Origin of the sequence: Pseudomonas sp. GL-B-26, from assembly GCF_019947405.1 — a bacterium.
In the GTDB taxonomy this organism is placed as follows: Bacteria; Pseudomonadota; Gammaproteobacteria; order Pseudomonadales; family Pseudomonadaceae; genus Aquipseudomonas.
In genome coordinates, this window is the sequence record NZ_JAGYGJ010000011.1 from 71,182 (window position 1) to 87,589 (window position 16,408).

Annotated in this window: 15 protein-coding genes; 9 read left to right on the plus strand and 6 right to left on the minus strand. The window is 60.5% G+C overall.

The window, feature by feature from the left end; translation table 11 throughout:
* Positions 1-74 precede the first annotated feature (74 nt).
* The 3 genes from hydA (at position 75) to preA (ending at position 4,311) form a co-directional block, all read left to right on the plus strand.
* Complete coding sequence (hydA, locus tag KGB23_RS09765) at positions 75-1,514, plus strand: dihydropyrimidinase (protein ID WP_223430876.1); 1,440 nt, start codon at positions 75-77, stop codon at positions 1,512-1,514.
* Between the two features lie 154 nt (positions 1,515-1,668).
* On the plus strand, positions 1,669-3,036 hold the full coding sequence (locus KGB23_RS09770; RefSeq protein WP_223430956.1) for an NAD(P)-dependent oxidoreductase: 1,368 nt from the start codon (positions 1,669-1,671) through the stop codon (positions 3,034-3,036).
* Entirely contained in the window at positions 3,037-4,311 is a 1,275-nt protein-coding gene (preA, locus tag KGB23_RS09775) for an NAD-dependent dihydropyrimidine dehydrogenase subunit PreA (RefSeq protein ID WP_223430877.1), read from the plus strand.
* A gap of 115 nt (positions 4,312-4,426) precedes the next feature.
* Here preA and KGB23_RS09780 read toward each other — a convergent pair whose 3' ends face one another.
* Positions 4,427-5,047, minus strand: coding sequence for a TetR/AcrR family transcriptional regulator (locus KGB23_RS09780; protein WP_008149783.1), 621 nt, complete (start codon positions 5,045-5,047; stop codon positions 4,427-4,429).
* 140 nt (positions 5,048-5,187) lie between these two features.
* On the opposite strand from KGB23_RS09780, the gene copC reads away from it, so the two are divergent.
* The 6 genes from copC (at position 5,188) to KGB23_RS09810 (ending at position 11,084) form a co-directional block, all read left to right on the plus strand.
* Positions 5,188-5,553: a copper homeostasis periplasmic binding protein CopC gene (gene copC / locus KGB23_RS09785; protein ID WP_223430878.1), complete on the plus strand. Its 366-nt coding sequence runs from the start codon at positions 5,188-5,190 to the stop codon at positions 5,551-5,553.
* A 3-nt stretch (positions 5,554-5,556) separates the two neighbouring features.
* Positions 5,557-6,417, plus strand: a complete 861-nt coding sequence (gene copD, locus KGB23_RS09790) for a copper homeostasis membrane protein CopD (protein WP_223430879.1) — start codon at positions 5,557-5,559, stop codon at positions 6,415-6,417.
* A 250-nt stretch (positions 6,418-6,667) separates the two neighbouring features.
* Entirely contained in the window at positions 6,668-7,966 is a 1,299-nt protein-coding gene (locus KGB23_RS09795) for an OprD family porin (protein ID WP_223430880.1), read from the plus strand.
* Positions 7,967-8,252: 286 nt separating this feature from the next.
* Positions 8,253-9,077: an NAD-dependent epimerase/dehydratase family protein gene (locus KGB23_RS09800; protein WP_046048895.1), complete on the plus strand. Its 825-nt coding sequence runs from the start codon at positions 8,253-8,255 to the stop codon at positions 9,075-9,077.
* Positions 9,078-9,130: 53 nt separating this feature from the next.
* On the plus strand, positions 9,131-10,021 hold the full coding sequence (locus KGB23_RS09805) for an SMP-30/gluconolactonase/LRE family protein (RefSeq protein ID WP_223430881.1): 891 nt from the start codon (positions 9,131-9,133) through the stop codon (positions 10,019-10,021).
* A gap of 187 nt (positions 10,022-10,208) precedes the next feature.
* Complete coding sequence (locus KGB23_RS09810) at positions 10,209-11,084, plus strand: aldose 1-epimerase (protein ID WP_223430883.1); 876 nt, start codon at positions 10,209-10,211, stop codon at positions 11,082-11,084.
* Here KGB23_RS09810 and KGB23_RS09815 read toward each other — a convergent pair.
* The 5 genes from KGB23_RS09815 to pqqC all read right to left on the minus strand — a co-directional run bounded on the left by KGB23_RS09815 (position 11,069) and on the right by pqqC (position 16,330).
* On the minus strand, positions 11,069-12,796 hold the full coding sequence (locus tag KGB23_RS09815; protein ID WP_223430884.1) for a NahK/ErcS family hybrid sensor histidine kinase/response regulator: 1,728 nt from the start codon (positions 12,794-12,796) through the stop codon (positions 11,069-11,071). The two genes, KGB23_RS09810 and KGB23_RS09815, sit on opposite strands and share 16 nt — an antisense overlap.
* Positions 12,780-13,943 carry an alcohol dehydrogenase-like regulatory protein ErcA gene (gene ercA, locus KGB23_RS09820; protein ID WP_008149766.1) on the minus strand — a complete coding sequence of 388 codons (1,164 nt, stop codon included), beginning with the start codon at positions 13,941-13,943 and terminating at the stop codon, positions 12,780-12,782. Before ercA ends, KGB23_RS09815 begins: the two co-directional genes overlap by 17 nt.
* 245 nt (positions 13,944-14,188) lie before the next feature.
* Positions 14,189-15,331 (minus strand): pyrroloquinoline quinone biosynthesis protein PqqE, encoded by a 1,143-nt coding sequence (pqqE, locus tag KGB23_RS09825; protein WP_223430885.1) that lies wholly within the window; start codon positions 15,329-15,331, stop codon positions 14,189-14,191.
* The gene (gene pqqD, locus KGB23_RS09830) at positions 15,309-15,581 is read right to left on the minus strand and encodes a pyrroloquinoline quinone biosynthesis peptide chaperone PqqD (protein WP_046048900.1); all 273 of its coding nucleotides are present in this window, start codon (positions 15,579-15,581) and stop codon (positions 15,309-15,311) included. The genes pqqE and pqqD overlap by 23 nt, the downstream gene beginning before the upstream one ends.
* Positions 15,578-16,330 carry a pyrroloquinoline-quinone synthase PqqC gene (gene pqqC, locus KGB23_RS09835; RefSeq protein ID WP_223430886.1) on the minus strand — a complete coding sequence of 251 codons (753 nt, stop codon included), beginning with the start codon at positions 16,328-16,330 and terminating at the stop codon, positions 15,578-15,580. Before pqqC ends, pqqD begins: the two co-directional genes overlap by 4 nt.
* Positions 16,331-16,408: the final 78 nt, after the last annotated feature.

Here is a 16,408-nt window from a genome sequence, read left to right on the forward strand (position 1 = left end):
CACCTGTTTGCGTCGGCTTCATATAAAACATTTAGAACCGGCACAAGTCGGTCATTGCCTGCGAGGAACTCGGAATGTCTCTGTTGATCCGTGGCGCCACCGTTATTACCCATGATGAAAGTTATCGCGCCGACGTCTATTGCGCCGACGGCGTGATCAAAGCCATCGGTGAAAACCTTGATGTTCCCGCCGATGCCGAAGTGCTCGACGGCAGCGGCCAATACCTGATGCCCGGCGGCATCGACCCGCACACGCACATGCAACTGCCCTTCATGGGCACGGTGGCCAGTGAAGACTTCTTCAGCGGGACTGCGGCGGGACTTGCCGGTGGCACCACGTCGATCATCGACTTTGTAATTCCCAATCCGCAGCAATCCTTAATGGAAGCCTTTCATCAGTGGCGCGGCTGGGCCGAGAAGTCGGCGTCGGATTACGGTTTCCACGTCGCGATCACCTGGTGGAGCGAACAGGTCCGCGAGGAAATGGCCGAGCTGGTCAGCCAGCACGGGGTCAACAGCTTCAAGCATTTCATGGCCTACAAGAACGCGATCATGGCCGCCGATGACACGCTGGTGGCGAGTTTCGAGCGCTGCCTGGAATTGGGCGCGGTGCCGACCGTGCATGCGGAAAACGGTGAGCTGGTCTATCACCTGCAACGCAAGTTGATGGCCCAGGGCATGACCGGCCCGGAAGCGCATCCGTTGTCGCGCCCTTCGCAGGTGGAAGGTGAAGCGGCCAGTCGGGCGATCCGCATCGCCGAAACCCTGGGCACGCCGTTGTACCTGGTGCATGTTTCGACCAAGGAAGCCCTCGACGAAATCACCTACGCCCGCAGCAAGGGCCAACAAGTCTACGGCGAGGTGCTGGCCGGGCATTTGCTGCTGGACGATAGCGTCTATCAACACCCGGACTGGCAGACCGCCGCCGGTTACGTGATGAGCCCGCCCTTCCGTCCGCGCGGCCATCAAGAAGCACTTTGGCACGGCCTGCAATCGGGCAACCTGCACACCACCGCCACCGACCACTGCTGTTTCTGCGCCGAACAAAAAGCCGCCGGCCGTGACGATTTCAGCAAGATCCCCAATGGCACGGCCGGTATCGAAGACCGCATGGCGGTGCTCTGGGATGAAGGGGTGAACACCGGGCGTTTGTCGATGCAGCACTTCGTGGCGCTCACCTCCACCAACACCGCGAAAATCTTCAACCTCTACCCGCGCAAAGGCGCGATTCGCGTCGGTGCGGACGCGGATCTGGTGCTGTGGGATCCGGAAGGTACGCGGACGATTTCGGCGAAGACTCACCATCAGCAAGTGGACTTCAACATCTTCGAAGGCAAGACCGTGCGCGGCGTACCGAGCCACACCGTCAGCCAGGGCCGGGTGGTGTGGGCCGATGGTGATTTGCGGGCCGAGCGTGGTGCCGGGCGGTATGTCGAACGGCCGGCGTATCCGGCGGTGTTTGATTTGCTGAGCAAGCGGGCTGAGATGAACAAGCCGACAGCTGTGAAACGCTGAAATCGAGGCCTTCGGCCTTCGCGAGCAAGCCCGCTCCCACATGGGAATGCATTTCAAATGTGGGAGCGGGCTTGCTCGCGAAGGCGGCAGCCCTGACGACGAAAAACTCAATGCCCATCAGAGGCAGTACCTCAATAACCGTGAGGCCAACACCGTGATCAAGACCCTGAACCACCTCCCGCATCCGCACGAGAATGCGGCCGCCCTCGCCGGCCATTTCACCGATCTGGCGCCGCCACTCAACGACCGTCAGGCCCATCTGGAAGCCTCGCGTTGCCTGTACTGCTACGACGCACCGTGCGTGAATGCCTGTCCGAGCGAGATCGATATTCCGTCGTTCATCCGCAATATCCATCAGGAAAACGTTCAGGGCGCCGCGCAGAAAATCCTCTCGGCGAACATCCTCGGCGGCAGTTGCGCTCGGGTGTGTCCGACGGAAGTGCTTTGCCAGCAAGCCTGCGTGCGCAACAACGACCATGAATGCGCACCGGTGCTGATCGGCCTGTTGCAACGTTACGCCGTCGACAACGCACACTTCAGCGAACACCCCTTCACCCGTGCGGCATCAACCGGCAAGCGCATCGCCGTGGTCGGCGCCGGTCCGGCCGGTTTGTCCTGCGCTCACCGCAGTGCCATGCACGGTCATGACGTGGTGATTTTCGAGGCGCGGGAAAAGGCTGGTGGCCTCAACGAATACGGGATCGCCAAGTACAAACTGGTGGATGACTACGCGCAGAAGGAGCTTGAATTCCTATTGGAAATCGGCGGGATCGAAATCCGACACGGGCAGAAACTCGGTGAAAACCTGACACTTAGCGACCTGCATCAGCAGTTCGACGCAGTGTTCCTTGGCCTCGGTCTGGCCGCCAGCAAACAGCTGGGGCTTGCTCATGAAGATGCACCCGGTCTGCTGGCCGCCACCGATTACATCCGCGAACTGCGTCAGGCCGATGACCTGACCCAACTCCCCCTCGCTGACCGTTGCATCGTTTTGGGCGCCGGCAACACCGCCATCGACATGGCCGTGCAAATGGCTCGTCTCGGAGCACGCGATGTCAACCTGGTGTATCGCCGCGGTGTCGAGGAAATGGGCGCCACCGGCCACGAACAGGACATCGCCAAAGCCAATCAAGTGCGTTTGCTGACGTGGGCACAACCCGAAGAAATCCTGCTCGATGCTCAAGGCCAAGTACGCGGCATGCGCTTCGCCCGGACCTGGTTAGTCGAAGGTCGCCTGCAAACCACTGGCGAAACGTTCGAACTGGCCGCCGATGCGATCTTCAAAGCCATCGGCCAGGCCTTTGATAGCAGCGCCCTCGCTGATCCGCTGGCCCGTGAACTCAAGCGTCAGGGCGAGCGGATTCAAGTGGACGAAAACCTGCGCACCAGCATCCCCGGCGTGTATGCCGGCGGCGACTGCACCAGTCTCGATCAGGACCTCACCGTGCAGGCCGTGCAGCACGGCAAACGGGCCGCCGAGGCCATCAACGCCCAACTCATGCTCAACGTGGAGGCTGCGTAAATGGCCGATCTCTCGATTGTCTTCGCCGGCATCAAAGCCCCCAATCCGTTCTGGCTTGCCTCCGCACCACCGACCGACAAGGCCTACAACGTGGTCCGCGCCTTCGAGGCCGGTTGGGGTGGCGTGGTCTGGAAAACCCTGGGTGAAGACCCGGCGGCGGTCAACGTGTCGTCACGTTACTCGGCGCACTTCGGTGCCAACCGCGAAGTGGTGGGCTTCAACAACATCGAGCTGATCACCGATCGCTCGCTGGAGATCAACCTGCGGGAAATCACCCAAGTCAAAAAGGACTGGCCGGACCGCGCGCTGATTGTGTCGCTGATGGTGCCCTGCGTTGAAGAATCCTGGAAATTCATCTTGCCGCTGGTGGAAGCCACCGGCGCCGATGGCATCGAGCTGAACTTCGGTTGCCCGCACGGGATGCCGGAGCGCGGCATGGGCGCGGCCGTCGGCCAAGTGCCGGAGTACGTCGAGCAGGTCACCCGTTGGTGCAAGACGTATTGCTCGCTACCGGTGATCGTCAAGCTCACGCCGAACATCACCGACATTCGCGTCGCCGCCCGCGCGGCCCATCGCGGCGGTGCCGATGCGGTGTCGTTGATCAACACGATCAACTCGATCACCAGCGTCAACCTGGAGCGCATGGTCGCCAATCCCGCCGTGGGCAGCCAAAGCACTCATGGTGGTTATTGCGGTTCGGCGGTGAAGCCGATTGCGCTGAACATGGTCGCCGAAATCGCCCGCGATCCACAGACGCAAGGCCTGCCGATCTCCGGCATTGGCGGCATTAGCAGCTGGCGCGACGCGGCGGAGTTTATTGCGCTAGGCAGCGGCTCGGTGCAGGTGTGCACGGCGGCGATGCTGCATGGCTTCCGGATTGTCGAGGAGATGAAGGACGGGTTGTCACGCTGGATGGACAGTCAGGGCTACGCCAGCGTGTCAGAGTTTTCCGGGCGTGCGGTGGGCAACACCACGGACTGGAAGTACCTGGACATCAACTATCAAGTGATTGCCAAGATCGACCAGGAGGCCTGCATTGGTTGCGGTCGTTGCCACATTGCTTGCGAAGACACTTCGCACCAGGCGATTGCGAGCCTGAAGCAGGCGGACGGGACGCATAAATATGAAGTGATTGATGATGAGTGCGTGGGGTGCAATCTGTGTCAGATCACATGCCCGGTGCAGGACTGTATCGAGATGGTGCCGATGGAGAACGGGAAGCCGTTTCTGGATTGGAATCATGATCCGCGCAATCCCTACCATGTCAGCCCTTGAGCTCAGCGGCGCCTGAACCGACGCCATCGCGAGCAGGCTCGCTCCCACATTGGAATGCATTTCAAATGTGGGAGCGAGCCTGCTCGCGATGAGGCCAGCAGCAACACCGCAAAGCTCAAGGTTCCAACCCAATCCCGCGCAAGATCACACTCGTCACCGTCTGCACCGCCCGCTCGAACTGCATGTCCGACAAAGGCTGATGATCATTCAGAATATTCACCTGATGATCAAAGTCGGCGTAATGCTGGGTCGACGCCCAGATCATGTACAGCAGGCTCGAAGGCTCCACCGGCAGGATGCGTTTGTCGTCCACCCACTGGCGAATTTTCGCTTCTTTCATCTTGGCCCAGTCGTACAGACTCACGTCCAGCTTCTCACCCAGAGTCGGCGCGCCGTGGATGATTTCGTTGGCCCAGACTTTGGAGCCGTAAGGCCGGCTGCGGGAGTGGTTCATCTTGGCGCGGATGTAGCTGCTGAGCACCACGCGCGGGTCGTCGAACATCTCGAAGCACAGCGCGTCCTGTTTCCACACTTCCAGCAAACCCAACAGCACCGCGCTGTACAGCTCACTCTTGGTGCTGAAGTAGTAATGCAGGTTGGAGCGCGGCAGTTGCACTTCGGCGGCGATGTCGGCCATGGCGGTGCCGCCGAAACCTTTTTCGGCGAACACCTTTTCGGCCCCCAACAGAATTTTCTCGACGTTACTGCGACGAATCTCGATCTTGTGATTGCCCATGAGGGCTCCCTGACAACAGCGTTGCTCAAGACTAGCATCCGCTCTAGCTCGCGGCGACAAGGGAAAACGAAACTTCGTACACACAGCTTCGCGCAGGTAAACTGACCGCCTTTTCGAACCCGCCTCAGAGGTATTCCACGATGCTGCTCAAGAAAACCCTGACCACCGTCGCCCTGCTCGGCTCGCTGTTCGTCGCTTCGTCGGTGTTTGCCCACGCCCATCTGAAAAGCCAGACCCCGGCCGCCGACAGCACGGTGACCGCGCCGTCGGAACTGCGCCTGGTGTTTTCCGAAGGCGTTGAAGCGACCTTTTCCAAAGTCACGATCAGCAAGGACGGTGCCGACGTGGCGGTGAAAAGCCTCGCCACCGAAGGCAGCGACAAGAAAACCCTGATCGTCACCCCGGCCGCACCATTGGCAGCGGGTGCTTACAAAGTCGAATGGCACGCGGTGTCGGTCGATACCCACAAAAGCGAAGGCGCCTATAACTTCAAGGTTGGCCAGTAATTCATGACGAGCGCGATGGTGCTGTGCCGCTTCCTGCATTTCACCGTCGTGCTGATGCTGTTCGGGGTCTGGGTGTTCAGGCCTCTGCTGGTTAATGGCGACGCTGGAAATCTGGATCAGCGACTGACGAAGACAAGCCGCTGGATGGCGGCGGTGGCGTTGGTCACTGGCGTTAGCTGGTTGCTGCTGATCACCGCCAGCATGGCCGGTTCGTGGGACGCGGCATTCGATCCATCGACCCTGCGATTGGTGCTGGGCAATACATTTTTCGGCCAGGTCTGGCGCTGGCACCTGCTGCTCAATGCGTTGTTGGTCGCGCTGCTGATGACGCCCCTGCGCTCAAACCTGCCCCTGCGAATCGGCCTCGCCAGCCTGCTGCTGGCCACCCTCGCCCCGGTCGGCCACGGAGCCATGCTCGACGGCCTCAACGGCCAATTGCTGATCCTCAATCAAATCATTCACCTGACCTGCGTCGGCGCCTGGCTCGGCGGCTTGATGCTGTTGGTGATGATCCTGCGGCAGCCGACAGAGCATTCAATCAAAGCGACCTTGCAACGCTTCAGCGGCGTTGGTTACGTCTTGGTGGCGGGGTTGGTGATGACCGGGCTGATCAATGTTCGGGTCCTCACCGGGCAGTTCTGGCCGACGCCGTTGCTGTCCGGGTTTGCGCTGATTCTGTTGATCAAGGTTGTGTTGGTCGCCGCGATGCTGGGGCTGGCGTTGTTCAATCGGCTGCGGATCAACGACTGCGAGCAGCGTCCGACTGCTCTGACAAGTAGTGTAATTCTTGAATGGTTGCTGGGAATGGGAGCGGTGGCTGCCGTTTCTTTACTCGGCACGATGCCGCCGATGATCACTGGCTAAAACGCCAATCCCTGTGGGAGCGGGCTTGCTCGCGAAAGCGGCGTCACATTCAACACATTGGCTGACTGGCAGACCGCCTTCGCGAGCAAGCCCGCTCCCACAGGGTTTCTGCGACAAACCATAAAACGGAGCCAAGTCATCGTACAACTTCTGATTGACATTCCCCGTAACACTTGCAAATAATCCGCCCCTATGTTGTACGACGACGTATAACAAGAATAAAAACAACAAGAAACACGGGAGCGTCACTGTGAGCAAGCTCGTCCGCAATTCCTCCGCCTGCACCCCTCGCCCAACCTTCGCACGCCGTCACACCCTGAGCCTGATCGGTTGCAGCAGCCTAGCCCTCGCCTTGCCCATGACCAGTCATGCCGAAGGTTTCGTCGATGACGCCAAAGCCACGCTGAACCTGCGCAACTTCTACATCAACCGCAACTTCACGAACCCGGCCTACCCGCAGGGCAAGGCTGAAGAGTGGACGCAAAGCTTCATCCTCGACGCCAAATCCGGATTCACCCAAGGCCCCGTTGGTTTCGGCATGGATGTGCTGGGCCTGTACTCGGAAAAACTCGACGGCGGCAAAGGCACGGGCGGCACCTCGTTGCTGCCGATTCATGACGACGGCCGCCCGGCCGACAACTTCGGGCGCCTGGGTGTGGCGCTGAAAGGGAAAATCTCGAAAACCGAATTGAAGGTCGGCGAATGGATGCCGGTGTTGCCGATCCTGCGCTCCGACGACGGTCGCTCGCTGCCGCAAACCTTCCGCGGTGGTCAAGTGACGTCCACCGAGATCAGTGGCCTGACGCTCTACGGCGGCCAGTTCCGCGCCAACAGCCCGCGCAACGATGCGAGCATGGAAGACATGTTCATGAACGGCAAATCCGCGGCCTTCACCTCGGACCGTTTCAACTTTGGCGGCGGCGAATATGCGTTCAACGAGAAGCGCACCCAGGTCGGTGTCTGGTACGCGCAACTCAGCGACATTTATCAGCAGCAGTATTTCAACCTGAGCCACAGCCAGCCCATCGGCGACTGGACCCTCGGCGCCAACCTTGGCTACTTCATCGGCAAGGAAGACGGCAGCGCCCTGGCTGGCGACCTCGACAACAAAACCGCGTTCGCCATGCTCTCGGCCAAATACGGCGGCAACACCTTCTTCGTCGGCCTGCAAAAACTCACCGGCGACGATGTCTGGATGCGGGTCAACGGCACCAGCGGCGGCACCCTGGCCAACGACAGCTACAACTCCAGCTACGACAACGCCAAGGAAAGATCCTGGCAACTGCGCCACGACTACAATTTTGTGGCGCTCGGCATTCCCGGCCTGACGATGATGAACCGCTACATCAGCGGCGATAACGTGCACACAGGCACCATCACCGACGGCAAGGAATGGGGCCGCGAGTCAGAACTGGCTTACACCGTACAGAGCGGCGCGCTGAAGAACCTCAACGTCAAATGGCGTAACGCGTCGATCCGCAAGGACTTCAGCACCAACGAATTCGACGAAAACCGCATTATCATCAACTACCCGATCTCGTTGCTGTAAGCCGGATCTTTGTAGCAGCTGGCGAAGCCTGCGTTCGGCTGCGCAGCAGTCGTAAAATCAGCCGACGCGGTGCATCAGGAAAATCACCTGTGTAGGGTTTACGACTGCTTCGCAGCCGAACGCAGGCTTCGCCAGCTGCTACATCGAGCGCGGGGCGGCCAGACCCTTCGTCAATTTCAATTGATGTGCGTTGACAACCACCAGAAAGGCTAACGATACTTCGACCTAGTCGTACGACAACCTACAACAAATTCAATAACAACTGACTGCTTGTTCAGGGACTTCCATGACCATCACAACTAACGCCCGCGCTCCTTTCAATCGTCTCCTCCTGACCGGTGCCGCCGGTGGCCTCGGCAAAGTCCTGCGCGAACGCCTGCGCCCCTACGCCAATGTGATTCGCCTGTCGGACATCGCTGACATTGCCCCGGCCATCGATGACCGTGAAGAAGTCGTGCCCTGCGACCTGGCAGACAAGCAAGCAGTCCATCAGCTGGTTGAAGGCGTGGACGCGATCCTGCACTTTGGTGGCGTATCGACGGAGCACTCGTTCGAAGAGATCCTCGGCGCCAACATCTGCGGCGTGTTCCACATCTATGAAGCCGCTCGCCGCCATGGTGTGAAGCGGGTGATTTTCGCCAGTTCCAACCACGTGATCGGCTTCTATAAGCAGGATGAAGTCATCGACGCCCACTCCCCTCGCCGCCCGGACAGCTACTACGGCTTGTCCAAGTCCTACGGCGAAGACATGGCCAGTTTCTACTTCGATCGCTACGGCATCGAGACCGTCAGCGTGCGCATCGGCTCCTCGTTCGCGGAACCGCTCAACCGCCGAATGATGAGCACCTGGTTGAGCTTCGGCGACCTGACTCAATTGCTCGAATGCGCGCTGTACGCCCCCAATGTCGGCCACACCGTGGTCTACGGCATGTCCGACAACAAGAACGTCTGGTGGGACAACCGATTCGCCACCTGCCTGGGTTATGAACCTCAGGACAGCTCCGAAGTGTTCCGCGAAAAAGTCGAAGCCCAACCGATGCCGGCCGCTGATGACCCGGCACGGGTTTACCAGGGTGGAGCGTTTGTCGCGTCCGGCCCGTTCGGCGACTGAACCCGCGCACATCACTTGATCCCGACAACAAAAACCTGAGGGGATGAGCTGTCATGCAAGCCGAATTGATTGTCGATGCCCGCAACGCGGTAGGTGAATGCCCGGTCTGGGTGCCCGAGGAAAACGCCCTGTATTGGGTTGATATTCCTGCCGGCGGACTTCAGCGCTGGAGCGCCGAAACCGGCCATGTTCACGCCTGGACAGCACCAGAAATGCTCGCCTGCATTGCACGTCACAGCAACGGCGGCTGGGTTGCCGGGATGGCAAGCGGGTTCTTTCATCTGCACCCGCACAATGACGGCAGCCTCGACAGCAATCTCCTGGCACCGGTCGAACACGCCCGCACAGATATGCGCCTGAACGATGGTCGGTGCGATCGTCAGGGGCGATTCTGGGCCGGCAGCATGGTGCTGAACATGGGCGCCAACGCTGCCGACGGCACGCTTTATCGCTACAGCGCCGGGCAACGCGGGCCACTCGAGGCGCAACTCGGCGGGTTTATCGTGCCCAACGGCCTGGGTTTCAGCCCGGACGGGCGAACGATGTACCTGTCTGACTCTCATCCCTTGGTCCAGCAAATCTGGGCCTTTGATTACGACATCGACAGCGGCACGCCGTCCAACCGCCGGCTGTTTGTCGACATGCATCAATTCCCCGGTCGTCCCGACGGGGCGGCGGTCGATGCCGAAGGCGGCTACTGGATTTGCGCCAATGACGCCGGGCTGATTCACCGTTTCACGCCCGATGGCCGACTGGACCGTTCCCTCGCCGTACCGGTGAAAAAACCGAGCATGTGCGCCTTCGGCGGCAGTCGCCTGGACACATTGTTCGTGACCTCGATCCGTCCCGGCGACGACCATGACGAACAGTCACCGGCCGGCGGTGTGTTCGCCCTCAATCCCGGGGTGAAAGGTTTGCCGGAGCCGTTGTTCAAGGATTGCTGATCATGAATGATATGACTTGGCTGGTGAGGTCTCCCTGTGGCGAGGGAGCTTGCTCCCGCTGGGTCGCGCAGCGGCCCTTTGCAGTCGTTCAGATATACCGAGTTATTTGATTTGCGACTGCTTCGCAGCCGAGCGGGAGCAAGCTCCCTCGCCACAAAAGCCATTCAATGAGCCAGTAAAAATCAACATGACGCCAAAAATTCTGGAACTCGAAGACGAATTCACCCACCTCACCCTCGCCCCGCAACTCGGTGGCAGCATCGTCAACTGGAGCGTGTGCGGCACGGGTCTGCCGCTGTTGCGCCACAGTGACGTTCACGCGTTAAACACCGGTCTGCCCGGCAAGCTCGGCTGTTTTCCCTTGGCACCGTGGTCGAACCGAATTTCCGAAGGAGGTTTCGACTGCCCCGAGGGCTGGCTGGCACTGACACCCAACAGCCTCACCGATCCCATGCCGATTCACGGCAGCGCCTGGCAACAGCCGTGGCAGGTGGTTTCGCAGACGCGCGATGAAGTCGTCCTGCAACTCGACAGCACCACGCCCTTCGCTTACCGCGCCCGGCAACGATTCCATCTGAGCGAAGGCAAGCTGAGCATTGAGCTTAAGGTCACCCATCTGGCCGAAAGCCCGGCCTGGCATGGGCTCGGTTTGCATCCCTACTTTCCGCGTACCACGGGCACCCAGTTGCAGGCACAAGCCCGGCAAGTCTGGTTGTGTGACGGGACCAAACTGCCGACACACCTCAGTGCCTTGCCGGCCGAATGGGATTTCCAGTCACTCAAGACGTTGCCCGACACACTGGTCGACAACGGCTTCTGCGAATGGGACGGCCATTGCCTGATCCGCCAGCCAGCGTTGGGCTATGAGCTGGAATGCCGGGCCACCGGCAGCGATTACTACCTGCTCTACTGCCCGGCGGACCTGGATTTTTTCTGTATCGAACCGGTGAGCCACCCGGTCAACGCGCATCACCTGCCCGGTCGTCCGGGGTTGCGATTGCTGGAGCAAGGCGAGTCAGCCGAGCTCGGTTTCAGCTTGCACTATCGCTACCCCAGCAACTGACTCAGCACCGCGCGCAACTTGCCGGGTTTCACCGGTTTGTTCAGCAGCGGTGCGTCGAGCCGCTGCAATGAGCGCCGACACTGATCCGTGCGGTCTGCGGTGATGATGACCGCCGGAATCGCCTGGTGGTAATGCTCACGCAAATGCCTGACCACATCACAGCCCACCACCCCGTGATCGAGGTGGTAATCCGCCAGAATCAGTTCCGGCGGTCGCCCCTGCAAGGCGGCCAGTGCGGAGAATTCGTCGGTGGCCGTCACCACTTCGCAACCCCATTGCCCGAGCAGCGCGCTCATGCTTTCGAGGATGCTCACTTCGTTGTCCAGCACCAGCAAGCGCCGGCCCGGCAATGGATTGCCGGTGCCGGGTTGTGGTGCCGCCAGGCTGATCGGCAGCGGAATTTCATGGGAAATCGGCACGTCGATGCTGAACATCGAACCACGCCCCGGCAGCGAATGAACCCCGACTTTATAGCCGAGGATCTTGGCGATGCGTTCAACGATGGCCAGCCCCAGGCCCACTCCCTTGCGGTCGGCGGCACGGCCGACGTCCAGTTGGTTGAACTCGAGGAAGATCGAATCCAGTCGGTCCGCCGCGATCCCGCGCCCGGTGTCCCAGACTTCCAAGCGTAGCATTTCACCCCGGCGTCTGGCACCCAGAAGAATGCTGCCTTCGTCGGTGTAGCGGCAGGCGTTGCTGAGGAAGTTGCGCAGAATCCGCGTCATCAGGCGCAAGTCGGTGCTGATGGCGTAATCGCCCATGTGCACGCGCAGGTTCAACCCTGCGGCTTGCGCCACTGACTGGAACTCCGACACCAGCGGCGCGAGCAATTCATCGAGGCGGTACAGCGCAATGTCCGGCTTGACCGCCGCCTGATCGAGCCGGGAAATATCCAGCAAATCGGTGAGCAAATCTTCCGCCCCTTCCAGCGCCTGATGCGTACGCTCCACCAGCACCTGCTCGACATCGGGCAGCTTGCGTTCGCGCAGGGTCGAGATCAGCAAACGCGCGGCATTGAGCGGTTGCAGCAGGTCATGACTGGCGGCGGCGAGGTATTTGTCCTTGCTGCGATTGGCGGCCTCGGCGGCGTCCCGGGCATCGCGCAAGGCTTCGGCGATCTGTTTACGCTGGGTGATCTGCTGTTGCAGGTTACGGTTGGCTTCCAGCAACTCGTCGGTGCGCGCGGTGACGCGCTGCTCCAGTTCGTCGTTGAGTTGCTGCAAGCGTTGCTGGGCGAGTTTGCGTTCGGTGATGTCGGCGACAAACCCTTCCACCAGCCCTTCCTGATCGGGCTTGAGCAATAGGTTCATCAGCACGTCGAGGCTGCTGCCATCCTTGCGCCGCAATTGGGTTTCATAGCCATGCAGGCTGCCCTGGTGCCTGAGGATTTCGCCGATATTTTCCAGTTCCTGTGCACCACCGACAAACAGGTTGCTCGCCAGATCCGCCAGGGAAAACAGCACCTCCTGGGGATTATCGTAGCCGAGCATCCGCGCCAGTCCCGGATTGGCGGCGCGCATGCCTTCCAGGAGGCTGGCCTGAAAGATCCCGTGGACCGCGTTCTCGAACAGCCATTTATAGCGATTGCGCTCGGTTTCCAGCTCGTCGAGGCGCGCAGCCAGTTCCGGGTAATGACTTTTGCGCGCCGAGTGGCTGCCTAATCCCAGTAACCCCGCCAGCGCCCGTTGCTGTTCGTCAGAGGGCTTCGCCATAGACGACCTCGACATCACGCTGACTGGACTCACGCGGGTTGGTCAGGATGCACGGATCGTGCATGGCGTGTTGCGACAGGAACGGAATGTCCGCAGTGCTGACCCCGTGCAGTCCGAGGGTTTCGTGGAAGCCGATGGCGTGTTTCAACGCAATCAGATGTTCCACCAGACGCCCGCAAATCTGCCGGTGATTGAGGCCACGGCAATCGATGCCAAAGGTCTCGGCGATCACCTTGAAGCGCTCAGGTGCGGAGCTGTAGTTGAACGCCACCACGTGTTCCACCAGCACCGCGTTGCACAGCCCATGAGGCAGATCGAGAAAACCGCCCAGGCTGTGGGACATGGCGTGCACCGCGCCGAGGATCGCGTTGGAGAACGCCAGCCCGGCCTGCATGCTGCCGAGCATGATTTTCTCGCGCAGGGCGATATCGTTGGGGTTGGCGATCATCTGCACCAGGTTGCCGTTGATCAGGCGCATCGCCTCCAGCGCATGGGGGTCGGTCAATGGCCCGTGACCGGTGGAAACAAACGCTTCGATGGCATGCACCAACGCATCGATGCCGGTACAGGCCGACAGGAACGGGTCCATGCTCAGGGTGGTTTCCGGGTCGATCAGCGACACGTCCGGGACCACCGCCTTACTGACGATGGAGAACTTCATGCGTTCTTGCTGGTTGGAGATGATCACGAATTGCGAGACATCGGCCGAGGTCCCGGCGGTGGTCGGAATCAGGATCAGCGGCGGACTGGGGACACGGATGGTGTCCACGCCTTCGAATTCGAGGATGCTGCGCCCATGGGCGACGACAATGCCGATGCCTTTGCCGCAATCCATCGGGCTGCCGCCACCGACGGCCACGATCACATCGCAATGATTTTCCCGGTACAGATCGGCGCCGAGCATCACTTCTTCGACCCGAGGGTTGGGCGAGACGGCGCTGTACAGGACGTACTCGATACCCTGGGCTTGCAGGCTGGCCTCGACATCGGCGACCCAACCGGCGGCAATCACACCGGGATCGCTGACCAGCAGGACCTTGCGGGCACCAAAGGTTTTGGCGCAATTGCCGACGTTGTGCCGGCAGCCGGCACCAAAGATGATTTCAGGCGAAACGAATTTACGCAGCTGACTAAGACTCTGGCTCATTGGAAAAGCCTGTTTTTATTGTTTTGGAAGGTAACGTCCACACTAAAGCATCCGGCTGTGAATGCAATCAGACCAATGGGTAGCAGGCTGGGGTGTACTCAAATCTTGTACCCACCGCAGATCCCCTGTGGGAGCGGGCTTGCTCGCGAAAGCGGTGGGTCAGTCGACATCAATGTTGCATGTAATGCAGCCTTCGCGAGCAAGCCCGCTCCCACAGGGATTCGCGTTGGACGCAACGTCTGGATTCATCCTCGGTAGATCAGTCGCGAAGCCTTCTCGTTACGCAACGTCAGGTGTTCCATGCCCAGCCCCGGTGCGTCGGCTTCCTCGCGGGCCTTGAGAATCACACCGTGATGCGATGACTTGCTGCACACCGGGTCCGCATTGGCCGCGTCACCGGTCAACATGAATGCCTGGCAGCGGCAACCACCCAGATCCTTGTGCTTTTCATCGCAGGAGCGGCACGGTTCCTTCATCCAGTCGTCGCCACGAAAGCGATTGAAACCGAAAGAATCAGTCCAGATGTGCTCGATGCTGTACTCGCGCACGTTGGGAAACTGCACCGGCAACTGTCGGGCGCTGTGGCAAGGCAACGCTGTGCCGTCGGGGGTGATGTCGAGAAACAGATTGGCCCAGCCGTTCATGCAGGTCTTGGGGCGTTCTTCGTAGTAATCCGGGGTGACGAAGATCAGCTTGCACGGGTGGCCCTGCGCCTCAAGACGCTCGCGATATGAGTGGGTGATGCGCTCGGCACGCTGCAATTGTTCGCGCGTGGGCAACAGGCCAACCCGGTTGAGCTCGGCCCAGCCGTAGAACTGGCAGGTCGCCAATTCGACGAAATCCGCTTCCAGTTCCAGGCACAAATCGATGATCTGTGCGATCTGGTCGATGTTGTGCCGATGGGTGACGAAGTTCAGCACCATCGGGTAGCCCTGGGCCTTTACCGCCCGGGCCATCGCGAGTTTCTGCGCGAAGGCCTTGCGCGAGCCGGCGAGCATGTTGTTCACCGCTTCGTCGGCGGCCTGGAAGCTGATCTGGATGTGGTCCAGCCCCGCGACCTTGAAATCGCGCACTTTCTGCTCGGTCAGGCCGATGCCCGAGGTGATCAGGTTGGTGTAGTAACCCATGTCCCGGGCAGCCTTGATCAGTTCGGCCAGGTCTTGACGAACCAACGGCTCGCCGCCGGAAAAACCCAGTTGCGCGGCGCCCATCTCCCGGGCTTCGCGGAACACCCGGATCCATTCTTCGGTGCTCAACTCTTCGCCTGATTGGGCAAAGTCCAGCGGGTTGGAGCAATACGGGCATTGCAGCGGGCAACGATAGGTCAACTCCGCCAACAGCCACAGCGGCGGACCCGGACGCGAGTCACTCGATCCAGAATTGAGCATGGGCCACCTCCAGAAACGCCAGCACATCTTCGTCGATCCCCGGTACGCCGGGGAAACTCTCAGACAGTCGATCAATGATCGCCGCAACGCTGCGCTGGCCGTCCACCAGATCGAGGATCTGCCCGGCACTGGTGTTGAGTTTGATCATGCCTTCGGGGTACAGCAGCACGTGACAGTCCTGACGAGGTTCCCATTGCAGGCGAAAACCCTGGCGCAGCGACGGTGATTGCTCGCGGTTAATCAGGCTCACAGGGCAATCCCCCGGTGCCAGACTTGGTCCGTGGTGACGGTGTGATACGGCGGGCGCTCCAGCTCGTAGGCCATGCTCATGGCGTCGAGCATGCTCCACAGCACATCGAGCTTGAATTGCAGGATTTCCAGCATGCGTTGCTGGCCTTCGACTGTGACGTAGTGCGCCAGGGTGATGCGCAAACCATGCTCGACATCCCTTCGCGCCTGACTCAGGCGATTACGGAAATAGTCATAACCGCCGACGTCGATCCACGGGTAATGGGTCGGCCAGGCATCAAGCCGGGATTGGTGGATCTGTGGCGCAAACAGCTCGGTCAGCGAACTGCTGGCGGCTTCCTGCCAACAGGCGCGACGGGCGAAATTGACGTAGGCATCCACGGCGAAACGGACACCGGGCAGCACCAATTCCTGTGAAAGGATTTGCTCGCGATCCAGCCCCACCGCTTCGCCCAGCCGCAGCCAGGCTTCGATGCCGCCTTCGCTGCCGGGCACGCCGTCGTGATCGAGGATTCGTTGCAGCCATTCCCGGCGTACGTCGCGGTCCGGGCAGTTGGCAAGAATCGCGGCGTCCTTCAGGGGGATGTTCACCTGGTAGTAGAAGCGATTGGCAACCCAGCCTTGAATCTGCTCGCGACTGGAGCGCCCGGCGTACATGGCTTGGTGGAACGGATGATGGATGTGGTAGAAGGCGCCTTTGGCGCGCAGGGCCGCTTCGAATTCGGTGGGGGTCATTGCTTTGTCAGTCATTGCGGTTCTCCTGGTAGCTCTGCGGTGTTTGCTCTGGCGCCTTCGTCGGAACGCCGCCCGGACCAAGCCCGCTCCCAC

Coding starts and splice junctions, on each gene's coding strand:
- KGB23_RS09810 (WP_223430883.1), top strand. CDS start 10,209: ATGACGCCAAAAATTCTGGAACTCGAAGACGAATTCACCCACCTCACC.
- copC (WP_223430878.1), top strand. CDS start 5,188: ATGCTGCTCAAGAAAACCCTGACCACCGTCGCCCTGCTCGGCTCGCTG.
- pqqE (WP_223430885.1), bottom strand. CDS start 15,331: ATGCTCAATTCTGGATCGAGTGACTCGCGTCCGGGTCCGCCGCTGTGG.
- KGB23_RS09800 (WP_046048895.1), top strand. CDS start 8,253: ATGACCATCACAACTAACGCCCGCGCTCCTTTCAATCGTCTCCTCCTG.
- KGB23_RS09805 (WP_223430881.1), top strand. CDS start 9,131: ATGCAAGCCGAATTGATTGTCGATGCCCGCAACGCGGTAGGTGAATGC.
- KGB23_RS09780 (WP_008149783.1), bottom strand. CDS start 5,047: ATGGGCAATCACAAGATCGAGATTCGTCGCAGTAACGTCGAGAAAATT.
- preA (WP_223430877.1), top strand. CDS start 3,037: ATGGCCGATCTCTCGATTGTCTTCGCCGGCATCAAAGCCCCCAATCCG.
- KGB23_RS09815 (WP_223430884.1), bottom strand. CDS start 12,796: ATGGCGAAGCCCTCTGACGAACAGCAACGGGCGCTGGCGGGGTTACTG.
- ercA (WP_008149766.1), bottom strand. CDS start 13,943: ATGAGCCAGAGTCTTAGTCAGCTGCGTAAATTCGTTTCGCCTGAAATC.
- pqqC (WP_223430886.1), bottom strand. CDS start 16,330: ATGACTGACAAAGCAATGACCCCCACCGAATTCGAAGCGGCCCTGCGC.
- hydA (WP_223430876.1), top strand. CDS start 75: ATGTCTCTGTTGATCCGTGGCGCCACCGTTATTACCCATGATGAAAGT.
- copD (WP_223430879.1), top strand. CDS start 5,557: ATGACGAGCGCGATGGTGCTGTGCCGCTTCCTGCATTTCACCGTCGTG.